Source organism: Actinokineospora baliensis, from assembly GCF_016907695.1.
Taxonomy (GTDB): domain Bacteria; phylum Actinomycetota; class Actinomycetes; order Mycobacteriales; family Pseudonocardiaceae; genus Actinokineospora; species Actinokineospora baliensis.
The window spans coordinates 2298408-2322739 of the sequence record NZ_JAFBCK010000001.1; the positions used below are offsets into that span (position 1 = coordinate 2298408).

The window sequence follows — 24332 nt, forward strand, 5'->3', positions numbered from 1 at the left end:
GTTCGCGGTCCGGTTTCCGGTACCGCAGCGGGGCGAACCGACTCAGTAGTGCTTGCCGGTGAGGGCCTGGGCTTGATCGTTCGTGAGCACTTGGCGTGATCCCGGACCGGCGGTGACCTGGTTCGTGTGGTCGCGATGTGCGCGGTTCATGTGGCGTGTGAGTGACTCGATCGCGCGCTGTAGGTGCTTGCGCCGGGTCGAGCCGCCCACGGGTTCGCGGCGCAGGTAGACCTCGCCAATGATTCTGGAGTGTCCAGGATTGGCTTCGCTGAGCCGAAGCAAACCTGCGTGCGCGTCCATCCGTTCGACGTCAACGGTTTCCTCCCGCTCGTCGAGTACACCGCTGTCGAGGAGTCGGCGCACTTCGTCTGTTCCGTAGTGCCACTGGCCGCTGAACACGTCGAAGTCATCGCGGTGTTCCGATGCGATGCGGACGCCGATGCGGTTGAGGACGTCGGCACGGGCCGCGGGGTCCAGCTGGGCGGCCTGCGTCGCGTATCGGTCTTCGAGCAACCGCAGCGCGATCTCTTGTGTGAGGTCGTCCGCGTCGATCACGTCGGACCAGCGATCTGAGGTTCGGCGCGCCGCTCGTTCGATGTCGGGCAGGATGGACGCGAGAGCGTGGCCCAATCCCTCTCCATTCTTGTTGTGCGTCATAGGCGGTACAGGACCCCATCGACAGAGAATCGCTTTCCCTCGATGAAGACGAGTTCGGGTTGCACTGTCTTCTCTTCGGTGGTGACGAGTGCGAATCCCTGCTGCCAGTTGCCCGTACCGCCCTTGAGGTAGCCGGCCTGCCTCATGTCCATGAGGTTTCCGACTTCCATCCCTACGAGCGTCTTTCCCACTTCTCCGCCATAGCCGGATGTGTGGGCACCGATGCCCATTCGGTGGGTGTGGCCCATGATCACCGACGATCCGAACCGTCTCGCGGCGTTCAATGCCGTGTTGCCCGCGATCTGACTTAGCCCGATCTTCCCGAGGTGACCATGTGTCATGATCCATCCCGGCGAGAATGGGTAGAAGTCTGGGAGAAGGCGTGCGCCGAAACCGTCGAAGTCGAGCATCACGTCCAGCGTGAACGCGCCTGACTCGGCGAGCGCAGGCGCGTACTTCGCGAGGTATTCACGGGGTCGCAGGTCGTGATTGCCCTCGATCACTCCGATGGGTCCGTCGTAGACGTCCCGCAGTGGTGAGAAGAAGTTCCTCTTGGCGTACTCGGCGTCCTCGAATACTGATCCTTGGAACTCCGCGGCCGTGTCCTTGGACCACCGCGACGGCTGCGGGAAATCCATCAGGTCTCCGATCTGCACGACCTCGTCTGGCTGGTAGTCGGCTACGAATCGGATCACCGAACGAAGTGCTTTGCGGTCTTCGTAGGGCATCTGGGTATCGGATATGACGACGTACCGTTTGGTCAAACACTATCCTCCGGGATCATCTCGTTCAGTCGGGCGAGAAGAGTTCATCTGCCGTACAAGGTGTCTCGGCGTCACCAGCTAGGCGATCGCGTCGGGTCGCACCACTTTCTCACCTGTGGACTCTTCGCCTGAGTTCACCGGCGCCGTTTTTGACGACGGTGGAGTTCACGTCTTCGCCGTCAGCCATTCGAATGATCACACCGTTGGGGAGGTCCGCTGCGACGGTGTTGGCGAACTTGATTCCAGCCTGGTCACCATCCGCGAGAATGAGAACCAGCTCGTAGCCGAGCAAGGGCTCTCGAAACACACTCTTCCAGCTCCCGGCCCCGGGTATCCCGATCGCGGGCACACCGGAAATTGTGGCTGTTATCGCGTCGATCTCTCCCTCCGTGACGGCGATCTGTTCGTCATTCCGGATGATCTCCAGGGTGTTGTATATCCGAGGGCGGTCACCGGCCACGGTGTTGTACTTGCCGTGGTATTCGTGCGAGCAGGCGTCATCGAGGCACCGAAAGCGGATAGAGACCACCGACCACTCGCGACCGGGACTCACTCGAAGGTAAGGGATGGCGAGCATTCCCCGGTAGGGCTCGTGTCCTGGTAGTGGATCAGACACGTAGCCAAGGCGGTAGGTGGCGGTCTTGTCCGCGATGCTCGGTGCCAGCAGGCCGCGCGTCGCCAAATGCTCTTCGCCGGGACTTCCTGGCAGGCTGGCGTGGTAGCGGCCCGTTGCCTCTGCCAAGAATCTCCTCCGCACGGCGGACTGCCGCGCCATGAGCGATCTTCTCCTCTCTCATGATCAGTTGGATGACCCCGCCTTTGGTGCCGCAGCCGTGGCAGTTAAAGGCGTTGTGCGTGTAGCTGACCGAGGCTGATGGGCGGGATTCCGCGTGGAACGGGCACAGACATCTGAGCCAGGGCCGGCCGTTGTCGGACGGCGGTTCCCAGTCGGGGTAGTACACCTGGATCACGCGTACAACCTGAACATCCACTGTCTGTCCGAAGTACAGTTAGGGGCCGAAGAGTACCCGCCACGCGGGCGGGTCCTCCAGGTACTCAGCGGCCCGGCGAAGGGCGTCGGGATTGTCGCGGAGGTGTCCGAGGACATCCCTGTTGCAGGTCTTGCACAGCAGGCCACGTACGCATCGGCCGCAACTGAGCGGTCCCGGGCAGCATCGGTGGTCATGGTCGACCGATAGACGGCGACCTCCGGTGCCCTTGGCTCTCCGGCAGATGTGGCAGGCCCCGCCTTGAGCGGCGTAGAGGGCGTCGTACTGACCGGGAGTCAAGCCGTAGGTTCGCAACACGTGGCGGTCCCGTGCTGCCTGCCTGAGTGCTCGCTGTCGCAGTCGCTGATGAGTCGCGCACCGAGGGCCGGGATGGGGTGCCGGTCGTCGAGGTGCCGCGGCAGGGCAATCCTTGCAGCGTCGCGGCGTGGCTGGCATCTAGGCGGCCAGCACCAGGGCCGGATTGAGGAACTCGTCGCGAAGGCGACCTGCGATACGGGTGAAGCTCTCCCGGAACCCATCGTTTAGCGAGACAAGATCGCCCAGCAGCGTGGTGCTGGAGTGAGCGAAGATGTCAGGGGCAATGCCTGCCCAGGCGAGTACTGAGCGAGGCGGGACCATCGAGACTCCGTCGTAGTGAGTCAGCGTGGTCCAACTCGACTCGACGGCCGGCGGGATGGCACCCGCGCGGACGGCGAGCTCGCACAGCACACCCCAGACGCACCAGACCGGCCCGGCGGGTGTTTCGGTTCGTAGGGCGTGGAATCCTTGGCGGAACTCGCCGGACTCCAGTGCGGCGGCCCACTCTTCCGCGATCTCGCGGTGCATGGTCAGTCGGTCCCTTCGTCGTAGTCGTCGTCGAGCAGATCCGGGTCATCGCCGCTACGCGGACGATCGCATTCCTCGCAGCAATAGAAGTCGTCTTCTGGGCCGAATGATTTTTCACTGTCAGAATCTCGATCTGGTGCGCCGAGATCACTGACGCCATCGGCGTCGATCAGGTCCAACATTCCTCGCTATGCGTACACTCGATCGCGGATATTCATGGTCGCCCCGTCGAAATCAAGTTCGACGTAAGTCTGTCCGGAAGGGTCCGCTTTCCCGCCCCTGTTCTTCACGGTGGAGACACAGAGAGCATCCGGGTTGAAGTCATCGCCAGGCTTGCGAAACAACGTCAATACCGTTTCAGGTACGCGGGTGATCTGGCCCTTGACGCCACTGAGAGGGATGGGTTTCGCAGAGTCATTGAAGGGGCCGGTGACGTGATGCAGCCCGACCACGCACGCTTCGGTCTCCCGTGCCATCGTGTGCAGGTAGTCCATTAGGCTTTCCAGACCTGCGAATGGATCATCGTCGCCATTGGGCCGGTCCAAGCGGACGTTGGTCACGTTGTCGACGATGATCAGGTCCGGATACTCCCCGTAGACTTCCTCGTATGCCTCAAGTTGACCTTCGATGACATCGAGTGTCGGGCTCGCCGAGTAGTGCATCCGGATCGGAAGACCGGTCAAATGCTTGCGGACCTCATCCAGACGGTCTTCGAGAATGACTGCGGCCGATCGTTCCTGCGTCCAGCCTGTCTTGATGGAGATACAACGCTTCAACTGCTCGAACGCGTCGGAATCGGCCGAAAAGTACATACACGTAGCTCTTGACTTCAAGGCCAACGTGAGGGTGAATCCGGACTTTCCCGTCCCCGGTCCAGCAGGTACGAGAACGAGTTGTCCCCGCCGGAAATGCGTTCCCGAGTCGGCAAGACTCTGGTAGACGGTGGGCAGCGGTTCTCCGGCCGCACCCCTGATGCGTTTGCTCTGGATCAGAGAGTGGATCAAGACCTCCCAACGTCGCAGATTGTCCGAAGTGCAGTTCTGGTGCGCCGAAAAGAACTGGCTACTCGTAAACTGTGATTGACTTGATCCTCGGAAACACCTCGTAGAGGTCTCCGTCCCACTCGGTCCCGTCATAGGAGCTGTAGTAGCCGTTAACGCGGAAGTAGCGCACCGGCCCGTCCTCGGGGAGCACGCGGAACACCAGGTGTGCGTGGCTCCCCTGGTCCTCTCCGCCCACGTTCTCCACCACCGTCACGACACCCAGGCCCGGGACGGGCTCGTCGGCCTCGGCCTCGTAGTCCCAGAACTTCCAGCCGTCGTCCTTGGGGGCGTGTGCTCGGAGAAACGTCGCGATGTCGTGCGCTGTCATCGTGTGCACGGGGGCTCTTCTCAGTCGTAGTAGGTGACGGACTTGGTCTTCGCTACGACCTCGGTGAAAGGCCCGTTGAAGTCCATGCCGCCGTAGCTGTCGATGGTTCCCGTCTTGCGGTAGTGCTTGCCGTCGATCTGAAAGACGATCCAGATCCCGGCCGCGGCGTCGATCCGATCGCCGTACTCGGCGCCCTGCGCGACCTTGGTGATGGCCGTGCCATCCGGCGAGGTCACGACCTCGCCGATGGAGAAGTAGCGCGTCCAACGCCACCACGACGCCGTTTCGAGCACAGCATCTTCGATCGAGCTGTCGGGAATCAGTTGCCGACAGGTGTCACAGAGCACGGTTAGTGTCCAATCAGGATCAACTTGTGTCCGTTCGCCTTGTGCCATTTCACGTAGTCGACGTCCGGCGCGCGGAAGACGTCATAGTGCTCGACCAAGAATCGAGCCGACCACCCTCTTGTGAGGCTGGTGATCGTCCGCCGCAAGGCCCAGGCGTAGGCAGCTCTCGGCGACTGGCGGTATCCACTGGGGATGATCAACCGTTCCAATGCTGTCGCATAGACCTCCTCCCGGTAGAGCCGGACCTGGTCGGCAAACGAAAGCGCCCGGACCTTGGACATGTCGATCGCGACCGAGGCGCCGTCGACGAGTACCGACTCATAGAGCGGCCTGTCGCCGTAAGCGACGCTGGCATGGATCGAGTCGTGGTCGTAGCGACGGGTGACAGCGTCTGCGAAGAAGTCCGGCGCGTCCTGGTCGAGCTTCACCCGCTTCCGGCCGTGCTCGGACGACCAGACGCGGTACAACATCCTGTGCAAGCTGGGAATCAACTGTGCGCCAACGCCTTTCAGGCGCATCGCATCCATGATGTGCTTCTCCCAGGAGCCGTTCTCCAACTCCCAGTACGAGTGCGAGACCTTGATCGTGTATAGCTCGTCGCGGGTCGCGTGACGATCCGTTCCCTCGGGAATCCAGTCCGCGAACGCTGGATCCCAGTAGGACTCTGCCGCGGCTTGCGGGTCTGGGCTGAACACGTCCAGGTCCTTGGGGGTTCTGTCCGACAGGCCCATGCCTTGCAGGGCCGTCGATCCGATTACCAGGCGTCTCACGTGGCCCTCGGGGACCATGCCTCATGGGCTCTTGGGAGCGCCGTACCCGAGTCAGCCGTCCGGCCCTCGATCGGCAACGCGCTAGGCGGCGATGACGCGGCCATACCTTGCAACTCAACTTCCCATCTCTGTCCGAAGTGCAGTTTTAGACGGCGAAAGGACATGCGGAACTCACCGAGCACCGTCCACATGAGGCGGGATCCGGGCGAGGCGTCCAATCCTCTGCGGTGATGGCGGCATCGAGTTCGCCGAACATCTCCGTCAGTCGCGGCTTCGTCCACTCCTTCAGGTCGTAGGGGAAGGTGGCCTTCCCACTCTGAGCCATCCAGTAGTCCCCGAAGCGGGCCTCGTGGTCGTAGACCTCCTCGATCGCGAGGGCGTAGACGCCGAGTTGAAAGGGGTCTCCTGGCAGACGTCCGGTCTTGGCGTCACGGACGGTGAGACTCGTCCGCCGGGGGTGCTTGTAAACGTTGTCGATGTACCCCCGTACCCACACCCCGCCAAGTTCGATCACGAAGCCGAGTTCGACGGCTAGCGTGCCATCCGGGGTCACCCAGGGCGTTTCTTCCGCCCCCGCTCCCTCGCAGTACGACAGGTACCGCGCGACCTGCTCCAGCCCGAGGCCGTAGCGGCGTTCGATGTCACGTTCTCCGTCGTACGGTCCGGAGCGGGACCAGAACGACAGGTTTGGGGTATGGGCGGTACTGGCGTTCACCTCGGCCGCGTATGACTCACGGAAGACGTCCTGCGCTTGGTCCACCGTGAGGAGTCGGCCGGACCGCTCATACGCCTCGATCGCGGCATGTACGGCGGTGCCCTGGGGCAGCCAGGCCGCGGGCCGCTGCCAAGCCTTGACTACGCGGCTGAGGTAGTAGGCGTGTGGACACTCACCGAAGTACTGCCGGTACTGAGATACGGATCTGTAGTGGACGGTGGACGGAGCGTCAGCCATACCTTTCCTCCTGAGTCGGCAGGGGTCCTCGCTTCCGGGATTGTCGGGCTCGATCTGCACTCGTGGGCCACGTGCGGGCCGGGACATCCCTGGAAGACCGCGTAAGTGGTCATCCTGGCTCGACCGTGGAGCATGTCCGGGTCCTCGATCTCCACGGTGGTGTTCACGTGGTGGCAGCGCGTAGCGAGCACTGCCGCGACCGGCCGATAGACCAGATCGTCCACTTTGACCTGGACACTGGCGTAGACCCTGAGCACCAATCCAAGGGCTTCGACAGGCAGGAGAACCGCAGAGAGGTAGGGCACGTTCGCGGCAACCACGCCGCCGGTCAGATGCAGCAACGGTAACTCCCCCAGTGCAGGCATACGGCCTGCGGTCACGCGCGGGCTAGGGCTTGGTGACCCTCCGTGCCCTTTTGATCGCTTCCTGTGGTAGGCGCCAAAGCCCCCTGTCCTCATCGGTCACGGTGGTGTGTTCGTTAACTCGGATCACCAAGTCGGCGTCGGCAGGCTCGCGCCGTACGTAGTCCCATCCCCCGCTGGCGAGGCCGGGTTTGGCCGGGAACGCGGGGTCGAACTCCACGACGATGCGGTTGTCACGGAGGCTTTCGTGGAAGGAGTTCAGCCGGTCGAGCTGGTTGTCCGAGAGTTGGTCGACCCCGCAGACGGCAAAAAGCAGGTGCTCGGTAACCCTCTTATAGTGTGCGGCGACCTTGAACCTAGGGTCCATGGTCTTCCACGGAAAGTATTCCATGGCTTTCTCGCGTGGCTTCCTGAACTGGCCTCCATTATTACGATGCCAGCTCACGGCCGACTTGCTCACCCCGTACTGGGCCGCGATAGCCTCGATTGTGAGACCTTGTTTCATCAATTGATCGACAAGCGCCGCCGTGAGTCCACTGCGTCTGCCGTAGGAAATTCCGTCATTGGTCGAATGGCTTGTTGATATGGATGTCGTCATGTCATCGTCGCCTGCACTCACTTGTATCACCTCGGACAGAGACGGTACGCGGGCACCTGGACAGGGTCAACGTGTCCGACGTCCAGTCCGGTGGGGGAGGCCAGGCGTACGTCCCCACAGGTCGTACGCCTGGCCTTGGCTCCGCCCCAAGCCCTTCTTACCCGCGCTCGGGCGACCGCCTAGACGGCCGCCTTCTTGGCCCTGCCAGTCCGACGGGGTGCCGCCGGAGCCGCCGTCGCGACGAGCTCGTCCATGACGGGGGCCTTGGACCGGGCCGTCCTCGGTGCCGAGCGGGTCGACTTCCTCGCCCGCCTCCTGGGTGCGGTCTCGGTGTCGGCTGCGTCGACGGAAGCGAAGTCGGGAGCGTCCGGCGCCTGCTCAGGAGCAGCGGCCTGGGTGTCGACGTCCAGGTCAGGCGCGCCGTTGGCGGTGGCCTGCTCGTAGGCGTTCACGATGTCGAGCGGGATGCGCCCCCGGTCCGCCAACGTGTATCCGTTCTGCTGAGCCCAGGCACGGATACGGCGGTTGCGCTCCTTGTTGACGCCGATGGGCGCCGCCGCGGCGCTGGCGCCGCCCCGGGTGGGCAGTCGCCGACCGCCGGAGCGGCGAGCGCTCGTGACGAACTTCGCCAGGGCCTCGCGCAGCTCCTCTGCGTGGGCCTGCGACAGGTCGATGGCGTAGGTGACTCCATCAAGGCCGAACTCGATTGTTTCGTCCGCGATCGAACCATCGACGTCGTCCACCAGGGTGATGGTGACCTTCTGAGCCATTGCTTTCTCCAATGTGGGTTGAACAAGGACCGCCACGCACCTGATGCAAGTCAGGTGCGCGACGGAAAGGGTTCAATCCTCTCGCCTCTGCGGCTGCGTCGGTGTCGTCAGCGGGGCACCAGACAGACACATGGGCAGCATCAAGGGCACGGCGTACAGGCGCGAACGATTCGTGACACCGGACAAGGATAGTGATTGGGCTAGCCGGAATTGGGTGAAGGCTAATGCCTTCTCACCAATGGGCATCGCATGAACCGGGCTCCGCTGGACTCGACGCGCGCCGGAATCTCGAACTGGACCCAGTCGACGTTGTTCCTGCCGGTGACGCGGACGACACCGGCCGGGGAGAGGTCGACTGTTCGACCGTCCGACAGCGTCATCGTCACCCCACCTACCCCACTCGCGTCCCCAGGTTCACCGACCACCATAGATCAAACCTCCCGAGGATGTGGCGCCCCCTGGGCGTCTTGTCGTCACGGGTGCCCTACTTCCACGCTCGTGCGAGGCGAACGGCAACGTACGTCGCGAAGGCAGTGCGTGAGGACGGGTGCATCGACGCGGTCAGGTACTCCAAGCGCTTGATGGCGAGCTCGACCGGATCCTCACGCTTGGCGGCCCGTTCTCGGGCGTCGAGGCCCAACTGCAGCTCTGCGGCGCGGGTCTTGGCCGATAGCTGGTCTCGCAGCTCTTCGTCCTCGGATCGGTCACCCGTGTAGCCCGGTCGACCGTGGAGGTAGGTGCCGCCGTCATCGTCCCGCGTCACGCGTGCGTTGTAGACGGCGCCGACTGCGTAGGACCCCGCAGCCTTGAAGTACCTGCCCTCTCCGTTGGGAGAGAGCCAGTAGTGGACTCGCTTGTTCTGGTGGACCCGGACTCCGCCGAACACCCACCGCTCTTGGGTTGGCTCCTTGTTTTCCATGCCAAGCCTTTCTAGTTGGGGACGGACGGACACGGCCTTGGCCATGTCCTACCGACTCCGACTAGCGAGTACCCCCAACCAGGCGCGCGATCTTCAATGCGAGAGCCAGGGGTACGTTCTTCAGCTCGATGGTGTTGAGGTTCGAGCCGTCCCGGTCCACAGTCCACGTGCCACCAGGAACCCGTGCGTCGGCGTAATGAGAGAGCCGCCGGTCAGCGACTCTGGCTCCAGGAAGCTGGCGAGCGAGGTTGTCGAGCGCGCGTGTCCGCCGGTCGGTCTCGTCAATGTCCCGGTTGAGGCGGTCGATCACATTGTCGAGCGCGACCCGGTAGTCGGGGAGAAGCCTCCGATGGATCTCCCGAACGATGACTTTTGGGTCTCGCCCGTAGTACACGCCGATGCTCACAGTGTCGACATGTCCCAGTTGGGAGAAGGTCGATTGCGGGTAGGCGCCCTCGAACACGAGCCGATCGTTGATCTTCTCATCGAATCGAACCTTGATCTTCATGTTCTCCGGGCCGTCGATGTAGATCAGGTGCTCATGTCCCCGCCCGAGGTTCAACCGCCATCCCGCGCCCAAAGCAAGCACAACAGTGCCAGCGGCACTTCTTAGTCGTTCGGTCTTTGTGTCCACGTCATTCCTTCCGCTGGGCATGTACGGCGCAGGCACGGCCACGGCCGTGCCTCACCGAACAGGACAAGCGTCATGGAGACTCAAGGGCCATGCCGATAGCTGGCCAGAAGATGCGGTCGTAGTCGTTGCTCGCGAGTTCCTGTGCGAGGTACCAGGCCGCGGAGCCTTGGCGCGCCCACTTGACGACCGTTGACAGGAAGTCTTTCAACGCGCGGGAGCCCCCGAAGAGGTAAACTTTCCGGCCCTGAGCGGTCAGGATCTCCTCATTGTCCAGCCACATCAGCAAGAGGTCGGTGACGTACTGCTCCCGGGCACTGAGCGTGGGTGGGCGGGGGATGTCGGGCACCGATAAGCCGAGTGCGGTCATCGACCCAATCCTTTCGTATCCGTTCGGGAGAGTGGCATCACTCGTAGGTTCTGAGAACCGCGACCTCGCCACCAAGGCCCTTGACGAGCAGGTAGTCGGACGTCTCCGCGTAGCTCTGCCAATCGAAGGTCAGAGGCAGGACATTCGCGCAATACACCTTGTAGACCTCGGGGTAGAGTTCCTCGAACTCCGACAGAGCCCAATCCTCGACGCTGCCGAACTCTCCCACGTATGCATCGTCGAACGCGGCGATGCGCTCTTCTACAAGCTCGTCGGCATCATGGTTGAGCCATGCAGCCATGACTGCGCCATGCTCCGAGATCGCGGCACCCACGGCGACCACCTCCCGAAGGCTTGCGTACTCACCTACGTCGTAGCCGCAGAATCCCTCGTGGTCGTGAATCGCCCACTCTTCCGCAGGTCCCGACACGCTCCGTGAACTGGCTAGCAGCTCCTGAACGCCTGTCATCAACTCATCGAATTCGGTGGTCTGGTCGATCTCAAACCATCGTCCGTGATAGTAGCCATCGTTGTAATCGGACAACGACGCGACATAGATTCGTGGTGGCGTCATTTCAAGACTCTCTCTAGGTTGGTCATCACACAGAGCCGTGTACGGACATCGGAGTGCCCGTACACCACTCAATGCGGTGGCCGCTCTCGAATCACCTAGCTCGGATCCAGCCGTTCGATTCGACTTGTGCGGCAACCAGCCGGACAAGTGGCGTCCTTGTCGGGTAGCGCCCCTGTGGGCTCTCCCGACCAGGGGCACGAGTCCCCGATGTCGTTTGTGTGATCTGTCCATGTCGCGCCCCGCTGTTCCCACCAGGTTTCACCGGTGGCATCCACATGCGTCACGCCGTCACAGACGGTCGCGACACAGAAGCCGGACCAACATCCCTGAGACATACCATTCCTCTCTGATCGCGCATGGCCGGATACGTCACCAGGGACGCACCCCGCCAAGCGCGATCAGTCGGGATCGGCGTCCGACAACTCGCCGATGTCGACCGAATCGGATACGCCTGTCGCGTCGTTGGTGACATCCACCATGGGCGCGTACATCCGAATATCGCGCCACGCCAATCTGGCGGCCCGCTCCATGCAACAGGCATGGTCGACGGTGACCGAAAATCGGACTGTGTATCCCATGTTTTCTCTCCCAGGTTCAGAAGTCGGCAATGTGCATGACGTGTTGGCCTTCTGCTTCCGCGAGATAGACGGTCACGTCGTATGCGCGGACGCGTCTGCGCTTGAACGCAGGCATGGCCTGGAAAACTGCCACGGCCTTCTGCTGTGCCAGGTGCGTCGTGTCCGCGTGGACATCGGTTCTGCTCTGCCGGTATAGGCAGATGTAGCCATTCATGGCCAACCCTTCGGTCCGGTACAACACGGCGCAGGCATGGCGACGGCCATGCCTCACCGAATCGCGCCGATCACACAATCCAACCGAAAACCGTGCGGGCGGCGTACTTCATGGCTTTCTCATGGGCGGCGTTGACCACATTGGTCGCCCCTTCGCAGTACCATTCGTTGTCCGGGTACTCGTAGTACGCTACGCGGAATCTGTCCTCGAATGTGTCCCACAGCCAGTCCGCGTAGTCATTGTGGTCCACGACCGGATGACCGTAATACATGGCGACGAGCGGTACTTGAACATCGACCTCGTGTATCAGCTTGGATACCTCGATCGACAGATCGCTACCTAGGTACTGGTCCCAGTTCTCGTTTGCCAGCCTGGTCATGTGCTCCGAGTGCGCGTCGTCGGAGAGCAGAGGGTTGTCCGTCGTCGATTCGACAATCCGCGCCAGCAACTCAAGCCTTTGAACCGCATCCTCGGTGTCCTCGCTGTCGGGCCAAGCCTCTCCGACCTGGATCCACGCTGACCCATCGCCGTGGGTGCCGTTCTCGGACAGGCACACCCAGCCAGGGAACTCCTCTGCCAGCACGCGTGCGTTGACCACGTCGCAGCAGTCCCCCGAGTAGTCCGACCAGGAGAACAGGGTCAGGGTGTGCGCCTCGACGTCGTCGGTCGCGGCGCCGTCCGACATGACGAGCTCGTAGAGCGTCGTGTCAGGCACAGGGCCTGCGGCGTTGCGGTATCCGCAGTCGGCGGCGACGCGCACGCTCGGACTCGCCATGATGCCTTGCCACGCGTTCACCACGCGTTCGTACTGCGCTGGTGAGTAGGGCCATGCGATTTTCATTGCTCCACCTGGGAAAGTTGAGTGTCGAGTGGACAAGGGGGGACACGGCGCGTGTCCGTGCCCCGACTTGCCCGATCGAAACTCAGAAGTCGACTCCGACGCACGCGGTGATCCAGGTGTGCGCGTTGGACTCGATCCGCCCGCCCGCATCGGCGCACCTGGCCTCGTGGCCATCATCGGGTCGCATGACCAGGATGACCGTGTCGCCGGGTTCGGCGTTGAACTGGTGGCCGTAGTCCTCGGGAACGTAGATCGTCTGCGGGGGGCGAAGGCTTCCGATCGGGGTATCGACCGCATGGGTGGTCTGTGTTCCGGCCGCCAGAGCGGCCCCGACCACCACCAGCGCGGCCGCGGCGATCATCGAGAGACGTAGTCTCATCTTTGATTCCTTTCAAGTTTGGTGTTTCAACCCCGGTGGACAGACATTGCCTGTCCACCGGATTCAGACGCCAAACTTCGCGGGTCGGACGTTTTCGACGTACCATCCCTCGTACATGAACTGCGCCACCGATTTTGTGACGTTGTGAAAGACCATGACATGCGGGTCCCAATGGGCCTCGATGCCCAGCCAGGTTGCGAACCACCAGCGGACGCACACAGTCGTTCCGCCAGGGGCGGTTCGCCATGCGTAGCAACGTCCAGCACCGAGGTCATCCGTTCCGTCGCCGATGGCATGCTCAGTGATCATTTCTTCTTCCCTTTCGATCGCTCAAGGCCCCACACGGATAGGAAATGGACAGATGATGGGCCGATGCTTAATCGGAATCCATCACGTTGAGCCATTCCCGTGTGGGGGTATTCAACGATCAAACCTTGCGTGTACTGCGATTGCGATTTCCGGTAGCGACCTTGCGATATTTCCTCGCTCACCCCGAGGGGAAGCGATGGTCTATCTCGGAGCGCATACGGTCCCCGTGTTGACCGGGGTCGATATCGAAGGGTCACCCTCGCTTTCCGAGGGCTGTCCCGCTGTTCCGGATCAGCCGGCCAGGGGGTTCGGGTGGCTCTGGGCACGGCTCCTACTCGCCATCCGTGCCGGTCATCGCGTGTCGCTCTCCCGGGGAACCGGGGTCGTCGCGCTAGCACCCGCCTGCCTGACCGCCGCGTGGTTCCGTCCGGTCGGTCGTACATGGGTAGTCGCTATGGAGTTCTCAAGGAACGGGGTGTGGCCTGTGCGCGGTTCCGTGAAGGGGGACCGTCTGCCGATGAGGGCGGCACTCGGGGAGGCGCTTCGGCCTGACTTCGGCCGTTCCGCCTGGCCCCGGTTGGCCTGACAACGAGAACTGTACGCAGGCGATCTGTCCGAAGTACAGTTAAAGTGACGGCGCTCACATCGACATCTGTTTCCGCAGGTCAAGGCGTCGCAAACAGCCTGGTAAAGGTGGGATGTTTACCAGGTGCTGCCTGATCGGGCACGGCGGATGTCACGCACCCCCCCGACGTGACCCCCCTAGGAAGGGTGAGGGGAGCACAGCGACCCGAGCCCGGTGACACCCCCTGCCGGGGCGCTGCAGCTCTAGGCCGACCCGTTGGTCGGCCCTTGCCCGTGACACCCCGGCCGCGGCCTCTGGCGCGGCCCGTGGAGCGCGTCAACGCGCCCGAGGGGATAGGGGTGTTGGTGTCCGGTTGGAACGGCTCAAGCCGTGCCGGGCGCCTGCCCGGGGACTGGCCTGCCCGCAGGGCTGCCACGCTCGCCAGGGACAGGCACAGGTGCCAGCTCCGTGGACCCCTGTGTGTCGGGCTGGCGTCCGAAGTCGATCACGTTCGCCCCGGTGACGATCACGACCTGTCCAACCTGCGGGCCGTCTGCCGTCCCTGCCACGCAGGGAAGTCCGCTCAGGAAGGGCACGCCGCACGGGCCCGGCTGGCGCTGCTCCGCAGACGCCCCGCCGCACGGCACCCGGGAATGCTGACAGGAATGGCGCAGCCGCGTATACCGCATTGGGAATAGGGCGGCTAGAGAAGAATTGCGGGTGCGGCGTAGGCCGCACTCGGGTTGTGCAGTGCGCGGGTTAGGGTAGGATTTGCATTGCTGGTTGACAGTGAGAATATTGTTCGGCCCCCAGGGGGTATACCCCTGCCGGGCCGCCGCTGATCGGCCGTCATAGCGCCTGACCGTTCTTGTACGGGTTTCAGGTCCGCCAGGCGACGACCTCAACCTGTTCGATCACCAGTGAAGTCCGAAGGTGCAGGAAGCCGCGAGCGGCCCCCTGCACCTACCGCAGAATTGCCCCAGATTTGCGCGGTTGCGCCTATCCCCAGACGGACGATGTGTCCGGTCTTGCGATTCAGGGAGCCTCGGTGATCTTCACCGAGAACGCCTGCGGGTAATCCTTGTTCGGGTGGGGGTGGATGGACCCGGTGAACGACACCGTGTCTCCCGCCCGTATAGCGCTCTCGACTTCTGAGCTGAGATCAGTCCTGGAGAAGAACCAGGAACGTCCCGTCTCATCGTGGATGAAGCCGAACTTCTCTCCAGCCAGTAGCCGGTTGACGACACCGTGACGTCGACCAGCGTCGAGCGAGGACGATTGCACCCGTTTCAATAAGGCAATCGTCGCGTCGAATGCCTCGACACGCCCCCGGGCCGCCACGCCCGCGAACCGGACTTGCTCATTCTCGCGTGTTACCCCAAACTTCTCCGCTTCTTCTCTGGAGTTGAACGGACCGATATCTACCGCGGCTTCCACTGTCTCAAACCGCGCGTCGAAACGCGTAGTCATGATCTAGGTATAGCCGATGCACGTGCATCGTGCACACGCAGGGGTGCCGACCTGCCGGGATTCACCCGTTCGGCGGTATGTCAAGCCTGACCTGCGGTGACGCCGCGCACCCTAGTAGTCCGATCGGGCCTACGCCACCCATTTCGGACATGCGGGAAAGTTGATCTTGGCCGTGCCTGACCGTCGACCGGAGCGCCTCCGGTGACTACCCGCATACAGTGTTTAGTTTGTTGGAGGTGGCCTCATGTCCGCCAGGGGGCCTATCCCCAAGAGGTCGGATCAGCGCGTTCGTCGAAACAAGGACAGCGGCGCCCCGATCCAACAGGTTGCAGCTATTGGTGCGGTAGACGTTCCCGCTCTCAGCATCCCTGATGCCCATCCGATGATCGAGGACTTCTATCGAAGCCTCATCGACTCGGCACAATCCCGATTCTATGAGCCGTCTGATTGGCAGTTCGCCCGTTTCACTCTTCACTTCGCCGACCGGCTGGTAAAGAGTTCTAAGCCAAGCGCTCAAATGCTTACGGCGGTGAACAGCGCTCTGACCGACCTCCTTGTTTCCGAGGGGTCGCGTCGCCGAGTTCGCCTGGAGATCGAGCGCGAGCAGGCTGCGGGCACCGTGATCGACGTCGCGGAGATGTTCCGCCAGCAGCTTACGGCCGCCTCGTAGCGCGACTCAGCCGTCGCGATCCGGACGTCGGCGGATCGCGTAGTCCGGAACCATCTGCTCGCGAAGCCACAGTTCCGATCTTCTGCCATCGGCGTACTTGACGCCGAAGTTGACGATGGCGACCCAGTCGCCGCTGACGGTCGGCACCCAGTGCGTGAGCGTGGCCGGCGCGTGGCCACTCAGGTCGATGCCCGCGCCGTTGATGTGGTTGGGCCTGCCAGGTCCACGTACGTACAACCAGTCGAGACAGACGAAGACCCGGTCCGGCGGCGTCGTGAGGCCGTGGTTCGCGTCGATCACCCGTGGGGCGGTCCCCTCGGTCCTCGGCAGATCCTCCATCGAACTCATGTTCGACACAGTAGCCCGACTCCCGTGATCGAGTCGAGTCCACACGAAACGATCTTGCGCCTCGTAAAGGTCCCGTCCTAGGCGGACGGTCGACGGCGCTCAACACCTACCGGGAGACAATCCGTGGCCTCGTGGGGCGAAGACGCCAGCCTGATCGCGCCGGAGCAGCCAACAGCGGCATCGAGTTCGGACCACGGTGCGATCAGCCTGGGTACCCGGATGACATCCACCACTGCCGGCCGGATCACCGCCGTGTTGTGGTACTGCCCCGCCGGGTGGCAGGCCGCTGGCACCGTCTACGCGTCGGTGTATCGAAGCCCGTCCGACCGAGCCGCGCACGTGGCACTCCCCGCCCCGATACCGGGGGCATGGAACCGCGTCGCGCTGCCCGCCCCGGTGGAGCTGCCCGCGGCCTCCTCCTGGACCGTCGCGGTCTGGCTACCTGCCCGCGCGAGCGGCGGCGACTACGCGTATACGCCGGCCAAGCTCGGTGGCCCTGTCGTTCGAGGAGACCTGACCGGGACGGGCGGAGCGTTCGACTACTCGATCGGTGCCGTGTTCCCGAGCAACGGCACGCCCACGTGGTTTGGCGTGGACGTCGTGTGGCAGGCCGCGGTGACCGACCCGACGACGATCCCGCCCGGATTTCCCACCCAGAGCACGACCGGCCCCGCGCCCGGCACCACGTTCACGACATACGCAGGGCCTACGACGATCCCACCAGGCAGCTACCTCGGGATGCGTTTCCCCGAACTGCCGCCGAGAGGGTTCTACGACAGCAACGCGGCCGACCTGATCTTCCGGGACTGCGAATTCAACAGTGGCCTGGTCCTTCGCGGTGACCGCCTGACGATGGAACGCACCCGGATCGCCGGCGGCTTGTCCCTCTCCGGCGTCGACACCGCTCTCCTGAGACTGATCGACGTTCACCACTCCGGCACCGATCTTCTGCACATCACCTCCGACAGCGGGCAATGCTCAGACATCACCATCTCCGACTCGGTGTTCCGCAACCCCGTGCCGATCGAGGACGCACACTCGGACGGACTCCAGGTCCGAGGAGTCCGAGGGCTCACGATCCGGCACTGCTCGTTCGACATGGGGCCGTGGGTGCTCGTAGCGGGCAAGGACACCCTGAACTCCTGCGTCTTCTTGCAGAACGCTCAAGGCGGCAATCATGACGTCCGCATCGAGGACACCTACCTCGACGGCGCCGGCTTCGCACTGGTCGTCGATGTGGTGCACGGACGCCTGATCCTCAAGGGAAACCGTTGGGGAGTCCAAGATCATCATGGCCCGGTCTCGCTGACCGGCGCGGTCCCCACGCTGGCGCAGGACAACCGCCGGTATGTCTCGGGCACTTTGGTCATCCCGGACACGCTCGGTGTCGACGACCTTTCGATCACCTGGACTCCGCTTCGGCCACAATGGACATTCGACGTGAAGGACTTCTAGTGGAGCTGCGTCAAACCGCCGGCGAGAAGAAGTTCCTGGCCGTCACCGTCGCCACGACCACGGCAGTGGACACCGAAGACCTCGTCATCAGGTTCGCCTTCACCCCCTACGCCGCGCAGGCCCCGGGAACGACATGGCATCCCGGGCAGTGGCTCAGTCCGATCAAGACGGCCCGCATCCTCCTCGGTGTCGGAGCAGTACCCCTGCCGACCGGGCTGCTCAAGGTCTGGATCTCGGCGAGCAACGGAACCGAAGTCGTGTTCGACGTGCTCGGCACCATCCGGGTCAGCTAGTCGCAGCTCCGTCGACCGAACCGCGGCCTCCGCGCACACCTCGCTCACGTGAAACCGGCTGTGGACCGTGTTTCGGCTCCATCGACGGGATTCCATGACGCAGGACCAGTTCCTCCCTGCGCCGGGTCACATGATCGGTCCGACCTGGCGACGTTCGCACGACGGCAAGTGGTGGCTCCCGCAGCGGACCCTCGGCTGGTCCATCCTCAATTGGTTCGCAACGTATGTCGCTCAGCCCAATGGTCCGACAGCAGGGCTCCCTTTCTTGCCCACTCTGGAACAAGCGCGATTCATTCTCTGGTGGTACGCGGTTGACGAACGCGGCCGGTTCGTTTATCGCGCAGGTATTCTTCGAAGAATCAAAGGATGGGGCAAGGACCCAATTTGTGCGGCGATGAGCCTTGCCGAACTATGCGGACCTACCCTATTTTCACACTTCGACACAAAAGGTGATCCAGTCGGCAAGGCGCATTCGTCGCCGTGGATTCAAATCGCGGCCGTCAGCCAGGACCAAACGCGGAATACTTTCTCACTGTTCCCCGCAATGGCCACGAAGCGGCTTCGAGAAGAGTTCGGCCTCGATCTGAACAAGACCGTCATCTACAGCAGGGCAGGCGGGATCATCGAGGGTGTCACCTCCAGCCCACTCGCGCTCGAAGGAAAGCGGCCCACGTTCTGTGTGCTCAACGAGGTGCAATGGTGGCTACAAGCCAACGACGGCCACTCGATGTTCAACGTCATCGAAGGAAACATCACTAAGAGCCGCGACGGCGAAGCGCGCTACCTGGCCATCTGCAACGCGCACATCCCGGGCCAGGATTCGATTGGTGAACGTCTATGGGACAACCACCAAGCAGTCCTGAGCGGACAAGCAATCGACACGCGCATCCTCTACGACGCTCTTGAAGCACCAGCGACGACGCCGGTATCGGAGATCCCCAACCCGGACGATGACCTTGAAAGGCATCGAGACGGGATCGAGCAACTGCGTGCCGGTATCGCGGTCGCAAGAGGAGACGCGACCTGGCTCGACCTGGACGTCATCATCGCGTCCATTCTCGACATCAACAATCCGGTTTCGGAGTCACGCCGGAAGTTCCTGAATCAGATCAACGCATCCGAAGACGCGTGGATCGCGCCTTGGGAGTGGGACTCCTGCCAAGGAGATGTCACGCTGGAAGCGGGAGACCGAATCACGCTCGGATTCGACGGTTCCAAGGGCTCCGACCACACCGCGCTCGTCGCATGCCGCATCTCCGATGGCGCGATCTTCCCGTTGAAGATCTGGAATCCAGAACTGCATGGCGGTCAGATTCCTCGGGACGACGTCGACGCGATGGTTCACTGGACGTTCGCCAGATTCGATGTGGTCGCCTTCCGTGCCGATGTGCGCGAGTTCGAGGCGTATGTAGACCAATGGGGTGCGAAGTATCGCCGGCGACTCAAGTACAAGTCGTCACCGACCAACGCGGTCGCGTTCGACATGCGCGGGAACAAGAAGAGATTCGCCCTGGATTGCGAACGATTCCATGACGCGGTCCTCTCCTTGGAGATCACCCACTCCGGGAACTCGCTGCTCCGCCAGCACATCCTGAACGCGCGCAGGCATCCGACAGTCTATGACGCCATCACGATCCGAAAAGCGAGCAAAGACAGCAACCGAAAGATCGACGCCGCCGTTTCGGCCGTACTCGCTTTCGGTGCCCGGCAGGAGATCCTGATGAGCAAACATAATCGAGGGCGGAAGGTGGCTGTACTGCGTGGCTGACTATTCCGGGCCGGTGGAAGAGTTGGCGCACCAGATCGCAACCAATCGTCCTCGGCTCGATCTCTCTGCCGACTACTACGAAGCGACATATCGGCTTCAAGCAATCGGACTCGCCGTCCCCCCTGAGATGAGGGCACTCACGGCCCACATCGGCTGGCCTCGCATGTACTTGGACAGCCTCGAAGAGCGGCTGGACATCGAAGGGTTCCGGCTCGGCCAGGACACCGGCGCGGTGGATCGGCTATCCGACTGGTGGCAGGCCAACTCGCTCGACGAAGAGAGCGGCCTCGCCCATCTCGACGCGTTCATCTACGGCAGGTCCTACGTCACCGTCGCGGCACCGAGCGACGAAGACGAGCCCGGTGTTCCGGTGATCCGTGTCGAGTCCCCTGTATCCATGCTCGCCGAGACCGACCCACGGACGCGCAGGGTCACCCGCGCCCTGCGTCTGTACCGGAGCTCGGATCAGACATGGGCCACACTCTACCTACCTGATCGCACCGTCCCGATGACCCTGCGCCGCGACAGATGGGAAGTCGACGGTCCGGTCGTGGAACACCGCCTGGGCATCGTTCCCGTGGTACCGCTCCTCAACCGCGAGCGGCTGTCAGACCGCCACGGGCGAAGCGAGATCACCCCAGAGATCCGCAGCCTCACCGACGCAGCCTCTCGAATCATGATGGACATGCAGGCCGCGGCCGAGATCATGGCGGTCCCGCAGCGTGTCCTCTTCGGTGTCGAAGCCGAAGATGTGGCTGGCGGGGGAACGCCGACAGAGATCATGGATGCCTATCTCGCCCGCATTCTCGCTTTCGAGAACGAGGGCGGCAAGGCGTTTCAGTTCACTGCGGCTGAGCTTCGCAACTTCGTCGAGGTTCTTGAGCAACTTGCGAAACACGTCGCGTCCTACACCGGGCTGCCACCACAGTATCTCGCCTACAACAGCGACAACCCTGCATCTGCGGAGGCGATCCGCAGCAGCGAGGCACGCTTGGTGAAGAAGTCCGAACGCAAGGCACGGATGTTCGGCGGAGCGTGGGAAAGCGTGATGAGGCTGGCCATCCGTGTCATTGACGGGTCAGTGGCGCCAGAGTTGAACCGGCTCGAAGTCGTCTGGCGTGATCCCTCCACTCCGACATTCGCCGCCAAGGCAGACGCCGTGATGAAGCTCTACGCCGGCGGCACGGGGATCATTCCGCGCGAGCAGGCGAGGATCGACATGGGGTACACGCTCGAACAACGCGATGAGATGCGGCGCCTCGATGATGCGGACCCCCTGTCTCGGTTGAACGCACTCGTGGGTTCCCCTGCCGACGCACAAGCCGCGGACGCAGGTCGATTCGAGACGGCCGCGTGACCGCACCGGCACCCGGTCTGACCTACAGCCAGTACGTGCTGCGCCAGGCCGCCATCGTGTCCGCTCTCGCTCGGATCTTGGTGGTGCTGCTAGCGCCGTATCGCGTGTTGCGGCTGGGGCCGGGACTCTGGCAGTCGCTCCTGACGGCGGTCTTCCCCCACGTCGATCGTGCTCGCACGTTGTCGGCATCACTGGCGAGGGAGTTCTACGACGCCGAACGTCTCCGCCAGCTCGCGGACGGAGCGACACAGCAACGTGACAACGAGCACCAGGCGGTGCCAGCCGGGCGAGACGACCCGCCCCGGAGTCGGCATCCGGTCGACCTGCCCGGATACGACCCTCGGTGGCTGGCCGAGTCCTTGGAACCTCATCGCGCCGCACTGTCCCTGCCGAACGCCTCGGCGACGGCGTTGGCCCAAGTCGTCTCGATCGCTGCCAAGCACGCAGAGGACGCGGGCCGTAAGACCACGTTGCGGGGGATCAAGGACGACAAGGAAGCAGTCGGGTGGGCCAGGGTCGCAGGCGGCGGTGAGAGCTGCGCGTTCTGCACGATGCTGATCAGCCGCGGACCGGTCTACCTCTACGCATCAACGGCGGGTCTCGATACCGATGACTTCACCGCCGGGCAGGCAGCGAAGAAGCTGGTCAAGTCGGGGGACAGCACGCTCGTCGACGAGCTGATGACCCGCTGGCACCCCCACTGCGACTGCAAGGTGGTTCCTGTTTTCCGACTTTCCGCATGGTCGGGCAGAGACGCCTATCTAGAGGCGCAGTCTCTGTGGGAAACCGCAACCAAAGGGCTCCGTGGCAAAGACGCGTTGAACGCGCTACGGAGAGCCCTCTACGCAGGTGAACGCGACGAGGACGTTCCCGTCCCCTTGCGCCCCGCAGCCTAGTCACTTCTCCCAATCTCTTGGCGCCCCCGGTGGGCGCCCTTTTTGTGCCCTGGAGGCATTCATTATGTCTGGTTCCACGGTCGAACCGAGCGCATCGGCGACCAATGTTAACGACCTCCCTGAATGGGCGCGGAACGAACTGTCCAGCGTCCGGCAAGAAGCCGCAACTCGTCGTGTCGAGCTGCGAGCGAAGGAGGCCGACGCTACCGCGGCCCTGAATCGGGTCACGGAGCTGACCACCGCGAACGCTGATCTCGAAGCCCAGCTCGTCGCCTCCAGTGCGGAACTCCTACGTCTCAGGATCGCATTGGAGTCCGGCGTACCCGGGGACAAGGCCGCCGACTTCGCGGCCCGTTTGAAGGGTTCGACCGAAGACGAGCTTCGCGTGGACGCGGAGTCCGCCAAGTCGCTCTTCGGCGCTTCCACCTTCTCAGCTCCAGCTATCGACCCCTCGCAGGGGCGCGGCAACGAGACGCCGGTCGCAATCACTCCACAGGCCGCTTTCGCGGAAATGATCCGCGCACAGTTCGAGAGCCTTCACCGATAGGACGCACCCAACTTAATGCCTGCTGCTGGTAACCGGACTGATCAGGGCTATCTGAGTCGCCTCCCGGCTAATCGACTTCCTCGCGAAGTGGTCGGAGACATCTTTACCAAAGCCAAGGATCAGTCGATTCTGCTTTCCCTCGGTCGAGAGATCCCCGTTTCGATCAACGAAACGGTCATCACGACCGGAGACACCTTCCCCGAGGCCGGACAGGTCGGCGGCACCACGCTCGCCAGCCGTGAAGGCGCGGAGAAGCCCCTCCAAGGTATCGGGTTCGGCACCTCGAAGAGCTTCAGCCCGATCAAGCTAGCCGTCATCGTCACCGTTGGCGATGAGTTCGCCAAGGCTAATGTGGACGGTCTCTACACCGACCTCGCCGCCAAGCTGTCCGGGGCGATCGCGAGGGCGGCGGACCTCGCGGCCTTCCACAACCGGGACGCCATCACCGGTCTTCCGCTGATCGGCACCACCGCTTCGTCGTACGTGAACGCCACCAGCAACAGGGTGGAGCTCAACTTCCGCAGGGACGCCGCTCCCGATCTCGTGGATCAGCTCCTGGCCGGGGTGGACCTAGTCGAGGACGACGAGGCCAAGAACTTCGAGGTGAGTGGCTTCGCGGCGGTCTCCCGCATGCGGACGAAGCTCGCGACCCAGCGGGACAAGAACGGTAACCCCGTCTTCATCGGTGACTACCCGGGCAGTGGCGCGCAGATCAATCTGCGTGCTCGCATGGGAAACCTGTTCGGTGTTCCGATCGCCTTCGGACGGTCGGTGAAGGGCAAGCTCGGCGCCTACGCGGGATCGAAGGTCAAGATGTTCGCCGGCGACTGGACTCAGCTCGCCTGGGGCTTCGCCGACGAGATCCGCGTCAAGGTGAGCGACCAGGCCACGGTCGGTGGAGTCAGCATGTGGCAGACCAACCAGATCGCGGTGCTGGCCGAGGCGACTTTCGGCTGGATCGTCAACGACACCGCAGCTTTCGTCGCCTACGACGACGCCGTCGTAGACGCTGCCCCCGCGTGACCTGGGTGGGACGCCCCCTACCGGGCGTCCCACCTCTCGGACGAATAAGAGAGAGTCCCCGAACACCCATGGCCCAACTGACAAGCCCGCGAGGGGTGAAGGTCTTCGTCGCCGACGACAAGGTGGCCCAGCTCGCCCTGCTGGGGTACGTCCCTGTCACCCCGGATGAGCCCGAGCCCGAGGCCGCGGCGCCCCGCAGGCGCGGTAGGCCCCGAACTCGGACCGAGGACTCCGCCCCGGTAGGTGAGTGATGGCCTACGCGACATCCTCCGATGTCGAAGACCGCCTTGGCCGCGAGCTGGACGACAGCGAGACCCAGATCGTCTACACCCGGCTTGAGGACGCCGAGACCCTGATCCTCGCCAAGATCCCCGATCTGCACACCCGGGTCACCGCGAACACTGTGCCGCGCTCGGTCGTCACCATGATCGAGGCAGACGCGGTCCTGAGACTCCTTCGCAACCCGAACGGATTCAGCGGCGAGACCGACGGCAACTACTCCTACCAGCTCTCACGCGACGTGGCATCCGGAAAGCTGGAGATACTGGACAGCGAGTGGGCTCTATTGGGGATTCGACGAAAGCGGTTCGTCATCGCGCCCCGGCTCCCAGTGCCAACGTTCCTCGTTGGGCGATGCTGCAACCCCAACTATCCCATCGAGTCCTGCCTGTGCCTTCGAGAGGCGAACACAGATTAGCC

General features: G+C 63.1%; 35 protein-coding genes and 2 pseudogenes. 11 read left to right on the top strand and 26 right to left on the bottom strand.

The features are described from left to right. Positions 1-42: 42 nt before the first annotated feature. The 24 genes and pseudogenes from JOD54_RS10950 to JOD54_RS11065 all read right to left on the bottom strand — a co-directional run bounded on the left by JOD54_RS10950 (position 43) and on the right by JOD54_RS11065 (position 13241). The gene (locus tag JOD54_RS10950) at positions 43-657 is read right to left on the bottom strand and encodes a hypothetical protein (protein ID WP_204450426.1); all 615 of its coding nucleotides are present in this window, start codon (positions 655-657) and stop codon (positions 43-45) included. Then, entirely contained in the window at positions 654-1421 is a 768-nt protein-coding gene (locus JOD54_RS10955; protein ID WP_204450427.1) for a metallophosphoesterase, read from the bottom strand. Before JOD54_RS10955 ends, JOD54_RS10950 begins: the two co-directional genes overlap by 4 nt. 109 nt (positions 1422-1530) lie before the next feature. Beyond that, complete coding sequence (locus JOD54_RS34040; protein WP_239573338.1) at positions 1531-2196, bottom strand: toprim domain-containing protein; 666 nt, start codon at positions 2194-2196, stop codon at positions 1531-1533. 34 nt (positions 2197-2230) lie between these two features. Then, a pseudogene (locus JOD54_RS35980) lies at positions 2231-2413 on the bottom strand (CHC2 zinc finger domain-containing protein); the annotation flags it as partial. An 18-nt stretch (positions 2414-2431) separates the two neighbouring features. Continuing rightward, on the bottom strand, positions 2432-2866 hold the full coding sequence (locus JOD54_RS35985; protein ID WP_372440291.1) for an endonuclease VII domain-containing protein: 435 nt from the start codon (positions 2864-2866) through the stop codon (positions 2432-2434). Further along, on the bottom strand, positions 2867-3256 hold the full coding sequence (locus tag JOD54_RS10975) for a hypothetical protein (protein ID WP_204450431.1): 390 nt from the start codon (positions 3254-3256) through the stop codon (positions 2867-2869). It lies immediately after the preceding gene. A 2-nt stretch (positions 3257-3258) separates the two neighbouring features. Further along, entirely contained in the window at positions 3259-3435 is a 177-nt protein-coding gene (locus JOD54_RS10980) for a hypothetical protein (RefSeq protein ID WP_204450432.1), read from the bottom strand. Between the two features lie 9 nt (positions 3436-3444). Further along, the gene (locus JOD54_RS10985) at positions 3445-4392 is read right to left on the bottom strand and encodes a DnaB-like helicase C-terminal domain-containing protein (protein WP_239573339.1); all 948 of its coding nucleotides are present in this window, start codon (positions 4390-4392) and stop codon (positions 3445-3447) included. Next, complete coding sequence (locus JOD54_RS10990; RefSeq protein WP_204450433.1) at positions 4319-4636, bottom strand: hypothetical protein; 318 nt, start codon at positions 4634-4636, stop codon at positions 4319-4321. The genes JOD54_RS10985 and JOD54_RS10990 overlap by 74 nt, the downstream gene beginning before the upstream one ends. A gap of 11 nt (positions 4637-4647) precedes the next feature. After that, positions 4648-4920: a hypothetical protein gene (locus JOD54_RS10995; RefSeq protein WP_204450434.1), complete on the bottom strand. Its 273-nt coding sequence runs from the start codon at positions 4918-4920 to the stop codon at positions 4648-4650. A gap of 56 nt (positions 4921-4976) precedes the next feature. Beyond that, positions 4977-5669, bottom strand: coding sequence for a DUF7275 domain-containing protein (locus tag JOD54_RS11000; RefSeq protein WP_204450435.1), 693 nt, complete (start codon positions 5667-5669; stop codon positions 4977-4979). 220 nt (positions 5670-5889) lie between these two features. Then, positions 5890-6696, bottom strand: coding sequence for a RecB family exonuclease (locus JOD54_RS11005; RefSeq protein ID WP_204450436.1), 807 nt, complete (start codon positions 6694-6696; stop codon positions 5890-5892). After that, positions 6600-7154 carry a hypothetical protein gene (locus JOD54_RS36155; protein WP_504739766.1) on the bottom strand — a complete coding sequence of 185 codons (555 nt, stop codon included), beginning with the start codon at positions 7152-7154 and terminating at the stop codon, positions 6600-6602. The genes JOD54_RS11005 and JOD54_RS36155 overlap by 97 nt, the downstream gene beginning before the upstream one ends. Further along, on the bottom strand, positions 7084-7677 hold the full coding sequence (locus tag JOD54_RS11015) for a helix-turn-helix domain-containing protein (protein ID WP_204450438.1): 594 nt from the start codon (positions 7675-7677) through the stop codon (positions 7084-7086). The genes JOD54_RS36155 and JOD54_RS11015 overlap by 71 nt, the downstream gene beginning before the upstream one ends. 413 nt (positions 7678-8090) lie before the next feature. Next, positions 8091-8426 (bottom strand): annotated as a pseudogene (locus JOD54_RS34045) (histone-like nucleoid-structuring protein Lsr2); the annotation flags it as partial. A gap of 484 nt (positions 8427-8910) precedes the next feature. Beyond that, on the bottom strand, positions 8911-9345 hold the full coding sequence (locus JOD54_RS11025; protein WP_204450440.1) for a hypothetical protein: 435 nt from the start codon (positions 9343-9345) through the stop codon (positions 8911-8913). Between the two features lie 61 nt (positions 9346-9406). After that, positions 9407-9979, bottom strand: coding sequence for a hypothetical protein (locus JOD54_RS11030; RefSeq protein ID WP_204450441.1), 573 nt, complete (start codon positions 9977-9979; stop codon positions 9407-9409). Between the two features lie 70 nt (positions 9980-10049). Next, on the bottom strand, positions 10050-10346 hold the full coding sequence (locus JOD54_RS11035; RefSeq protein ID WP_204450442.1) for a hypothetical protein: 297 nt from the start codon (positions 10344-10346) through the stop codon (positions 10050-10052). A gap of 37 nt (positions 10347-10383) precedes the next feature. Further along, a complete protein-coding gene (locus JOD54_RS11040) occupies positions 10384-11151 on the bottom strand; it encodes an antirestriction protein ArdA (RefSeq protein ID WP_307859935.1) in 768 nt (255 codons plus the stop codon). A 167-nt stretch (positions 11152-11318) separates the two neighbouring features. After that, positions 11319-11498 (bottom strand): hypothetical protein, encoded by a 180-nt coding sequence (locus JOD54_RS11045; RefSeq protein ID WP_204450444.1) that lies wholly within the window; start codon positions 11496-11498, stop codon positions 11319-11321. 16 nt (positions 11499-11514) lie between these two features. Further along, positions 11515-11712 carry a hypothetical protein gene (locus JOD54_RS11050; RefSeq protein ID WP_204450445.1) on the bottom strand — a complete coding sequence of 66 codons (198 nt, stop codon included), beginning with the start codon at positions 11710-11712 and terminating at the stop codon, positions 11515-11517. A 70-nt stretch (positions 11713-11782) separates the two neighbouring features. Further along, the gene (locus JOD54_RS11055; protein WP_204450446.1) at positions 11783-12553 is read right to left on the bottom strand and encodes a hypothetical protein; all 771 of its coding nucleotides are present in this window, start codon (positions 12551-12553) and stop codon (positions 11783-11785) included. A gap of 82 nt (positions 12554-12635) precedes the next feature. Continuing rightward, on the bottom strand, positions 12636-12932 hold the full coding sequence (locus tag JOD54_RS11060) for a hypothetical protein (protein WP_204450447.1): 297 nt from the start codon (positions 12930-12932) through the stop codon (positions 12636-12638). 63 nt (positions 12933-12995) lie between these two features. Further along, positions 12996-13241: a hypothetical protein gene (locus JOD54_RS11065; protein ID WP_204450448.1), complete on the bottom strand. Its 246-nt coding sequence runs from the start codon at positions 13239-13241 to the stop codon at positions 12996-12998. A 930-nt stretch (positions 13242-14171) separates the two neighbouring features. Between JOD54_RS11065 and JOD54_RS11070 the strand changes: the two genes are divergently transcribed. Then, positions 14172-14504 (top strand): HNH endonuclease, encoded by a 333-nt coding sequence (locus JOD54_RS11070; RefSeq protein ID WP_307860529.1) that lies wholly within the window; start codon positions 14172-14174, stop codon positions 14502-14504. A gap of 337 nt (positions 14505-14841) precedes the next feature. Here JOD54_RS11070 and JOD54_RS11075 read toward each other — a convergent pair whose 3' ends face one another. Continuing rightward, positions 14842-15276, bottom strand: coding sequence for a hypothetical protein (locus tag JOD54_RS11075; RefSeq protein ID WP_204450449.1), 435 nt, complete (start codon positions 15274-15276; stop codon positions 14842-14844). Between the two features lie 244 nt (positions 15277-15520). Between JOD54_RS11075 and JOD54_RS11080 the strand changes: the two genes are divergently transcribed. Beyond that, complete coding sequence (locus tag JOD54_RS11080; protein WP_443601400.1) at positions 15521-15946, top strand: phage terminase small subunit; 426 nt, start codon at positions 15521-15523, stop codon at positions 15944-15946. Positions 15947-15952: 6 nt separating this feature from the next. Here JOD54_RS11080 and JOD54_RS11085 read toward each other — a convergent pair whose 3' ends face one another. Continuing rightward, positions 15953-16294 carry a hypothetical protein gene (locus JOD54_RS11085; protein WP_204450451.1) on the bottom strand — a complete coding sequence of 114 codons (342 nt, stop codon included), beginning with the start codon at positions 16292-16294 and terminating at the stop codon, positions 15953-15955. A gap of 123 nt (positions 16295-16417) precedes the next feature. On the opposite strand from JOD54_RS11085, the gene JOD54_RS11090 reads away from it, so the two are divergent. From JOD54_RS11090 to JOD54_RS11130, 9 genes are all read left to right on the top strand, one after another. Then, positions 16418-17749: a DUF4082 domain-containing protein gene (locus JOD54_RS11090; protein WP_204450452.1), complete on the top strand. Its 1332-nt coding sequence runs from the start codon at positions 16418-16420 to the stop codon at positions 17747-17749. Then, entirely contained in the window at positions 17749-18042 is a 294-nt protein-coding gene (locus JOD54_RS11095; RefSeq protein WP_204450453.1) for a hypothetical protein, read from the top strand. The genes JOD54_RS11090 and JOD54_RS11095 overlap by 1 nt, the downstream gene beginning before the upstream one ends. A gap of 94 nt (positions 18043-18136) precedes the next feature. After that, complete coding sequence (locus tag JOD54_RS11100) at positions 18137-19810, top strand: terminase large subunit domain-containing protein (RefSeq protein WP_204450454.1); 1674 nt, start codon at positions 18137-18139, stop codon at positions 19808-19810. Further along, positions 19803-21167, top strand: coding sequence for a phage portal protein (locus JOD54_RS11105; RefSeq protein ID WP_204450455.1), 1365 nt, complete (start codon positions 19803-19805; stop codon positions 21165-21167). The genes JOD54_RS11100 and JOD54_RS11105 overlap by 8 nt, the downstream gene beginning before the upstream one ends. Next, complete coding sequence (locus tag JOD54_RS11110; RefSeq protein WP_204450456.1) at positions 21164-22063, top strand: VG15 protein; 900 nt, start codon at positions 21164-21166, stop codon at positions 22061-22063. The genes JOD54_RS11105 and JOD54_RS11110 overlap by 4 nt, the downstream gene beginning before the upstream one ends. A gap of 64 nt (positions 22064-22127) precedes the next feature. Continuing rightward, a complete protein-coding gene (locus tag JOD54_RS11115) occupies positions 22128-22610 on the top strand; it encodes a hypothetical protein (protein ID WP_204450457.1) in 483 nt (160 codons plus the stop codon). A gap of 87 nt (positions 22611-22697) precedes the next feature. Then, positions 22698-23633 (top strand): phage major capsid family protein, encoded by a 936-nt coding sequence (locus JOD54_RS11120; protein ID WP_204450458.1) that lies wholly within the window; start codon positions 22698-22700, stop codon positions 23631-23633. A gap of 68 nt (positions 23634-23701) precedes the next feature. Further along, positions 23702-23884: a hypothetical protein gene (locus tag JOD54_RS11125; protein WP_204450459.1), complete on the top strand. Its 183-nt coding sequence runs from the start codon at positions 23702-23704 to the stop codon at positions 23882-23884. Next, positions 23884-24330, top strand: a complete 447-nt coding sequence (locus JOD54_RS11130) for a Gp19/Gp15/Gp42 family protein (protein ID WP_204450460.1) — start codon at positions 23884-23886, stop codon at positions 24328-24330. The genes JOD54_RS11125 and JOD54_RS11130 overlap by 1 nt, the downstream gene beginning before the upstream one ends. Positions 24331-24332: the final 2 nt, after the last annotated feature.

Excerpts from the sequence above, each read along its gene's own strand:
- JOD54_RS11050 (WP_204450445.1), bottom strand. The coding sequence starts at position 11,712 with ATGAATGGCTACATCTGCCTATACCGGCAGAGCAGAACCGATGTCCAC.
- JOD54_RS11045 (WP_204450444.1), bottom strand. The coding sequence starts at position 11,498 with ATGGGATACACAGTCCGATTTTCGGTCACCGTCGACCATGCCTGTTGC.
- JOD54_RS11080 (WP_443601400.1), top strand. The coding sequence starts at position 15,521 with ATGTCCGCCAGGGGGCCTATCCCCAAGAGGTCGGATCAGCGCGTTCGT.
- JOD54_RS11130 (WP_204450460.1), top strand. The coding sequence starts at position 23,884 with ATGGCCTACGCGACATCCTCCGATGTCGAAGACCGCCTTGGCCGCGAG.
- JOD54_RS34040 (WP_239573338.1), bottom strand. The coding sequence starts at position 2,196 with ATGGCGCGGCAGTCCGCCGTGCGGAGGAGATTCTTGGCAGAGGCAACG.
- JOD54_RS11025 (WP_204450440.1), bottom strand. The coding sequence starts at position 9,345 with ATGGAAAACAAGGAGCCAACCCAAGAGCGGTGGGTGTTCGGCGGAGTC.
- JOD54_RS11085 (WP_204450451.1), bottom strand. The coding sequence starts at position 16,294 with ATGAGTTCGATGGAGGATCTGCCGAGGACCGAGGGGACCGCCCCACGG.
- JOD54_RS11055 (WP_204450446.1), bottom strand. The coding sequence starts at position 12,553 with ATGAAAATCGCATGGCCCTACTCACCAGCGCAGTACGAACGCGTGGTG.
- JOD54_RS11115 (WP_204450457.1), top strand. The coding sequence starts at position 22,128 with ATGTCTGGTTCCACGGTCGAACCGAGCGCATCGGCGACCAATGTTAAC.
- JOD54_RS11040 (WP_307859935.1), bottom strand. The coding sequence starts at position 11,151 with ATGGACAGATCACACAAACGACATCGGGGACTCGTGCCCCTGGTCGGG.
- JOD54_RS36155 (WP_504739766.1), bottom strand. The coding sequence starts at position 7,154 with ATGAGGACAGGGGGCTTTGGCGCCTACCACAGGAAGCGATCAAAAGGG.
- JOD54_RS11065 (WP_204450448.1), bottom strand. The coding sequence starts at position 13,241 with ATGATCACTGAGCATGCCATCGGCGACGGAACGGATGACCTCGGTGCT.
- JOD54_RS10950 (WP_204450426.1), bottom strand. The coding sequence starts at position 657 with ATGACGCACAACAAGAATGGAGAGGGATTGGGCCACGCTCTCGCGTCC.
- JOD54_RS11005 (WP_204450436.1), bottom strand. The coding sequence starts at position 6,696 with ATGGCTGACGCTCCGTCCACCGTCCACTACAGATCCGTATCTCAGTAC.
- JOD54_RS11060 (WP_204450447.1), bottom strand. The coding sequence starts at position 12,932 with ATGAGACTACGTCTCTCGATGATCGCCGCGGCCGCGCTGGTGGTGGTC.
- JOD54_RS11075 (WP_204450449.1), bottom strand. The coding sequence starts at position 15,276 with ATGACTACGCGTTTCGACGCGCGGTTTGAGACAGTGGAAGCCGCGGTA.
- JOD54_RS10975 (WP_204450431.1), bottom strand. The coding sequence starts at position 3,256 with ATGCACCGCGAGATCGCGGAAGAGTGGGCCGCCGCACTGGAGTCCGGC.
- JOD54_RS11035 (WP_204450442.1), bottom strand. The coding sequence starts at position 10,346 with ATGACCGCACTCGGCTTATCGGTGCCCGACATCCCCCGCCCACCCACG.
- JOD54_RS11100 (WP_204450454.1), top strand. The coding sequence starts at position 18,137 with ATGACGCAGGACCAGTTCCTCCCTGCGCCGGGTCACATGATCGGTCCG.
- JOD54_RS10985 (WP_239573339.1), bottom strand. The coding sequence starts at position 4,392 with ATGACGGGACCGAGTGGGACGGAGACCTCTACGAGGTGTTTCCGAGGA.
- JOD54_RS11125 (WP_204450459.1), top strand. The coding sequence starts at position 23,702 with ATGGCCCAACTGACAAGCCCGCGAGGGGTGAAGGTCTTCGTCGCCGAC.
- JOD54_RS35985 (WP_372440291.1), bottom strand. The coding sequence starts at position 2,866 with ATGCCAGCCACGCCGCGACGCTGCAAGGATTGCCCTGCCGCGGCACCT.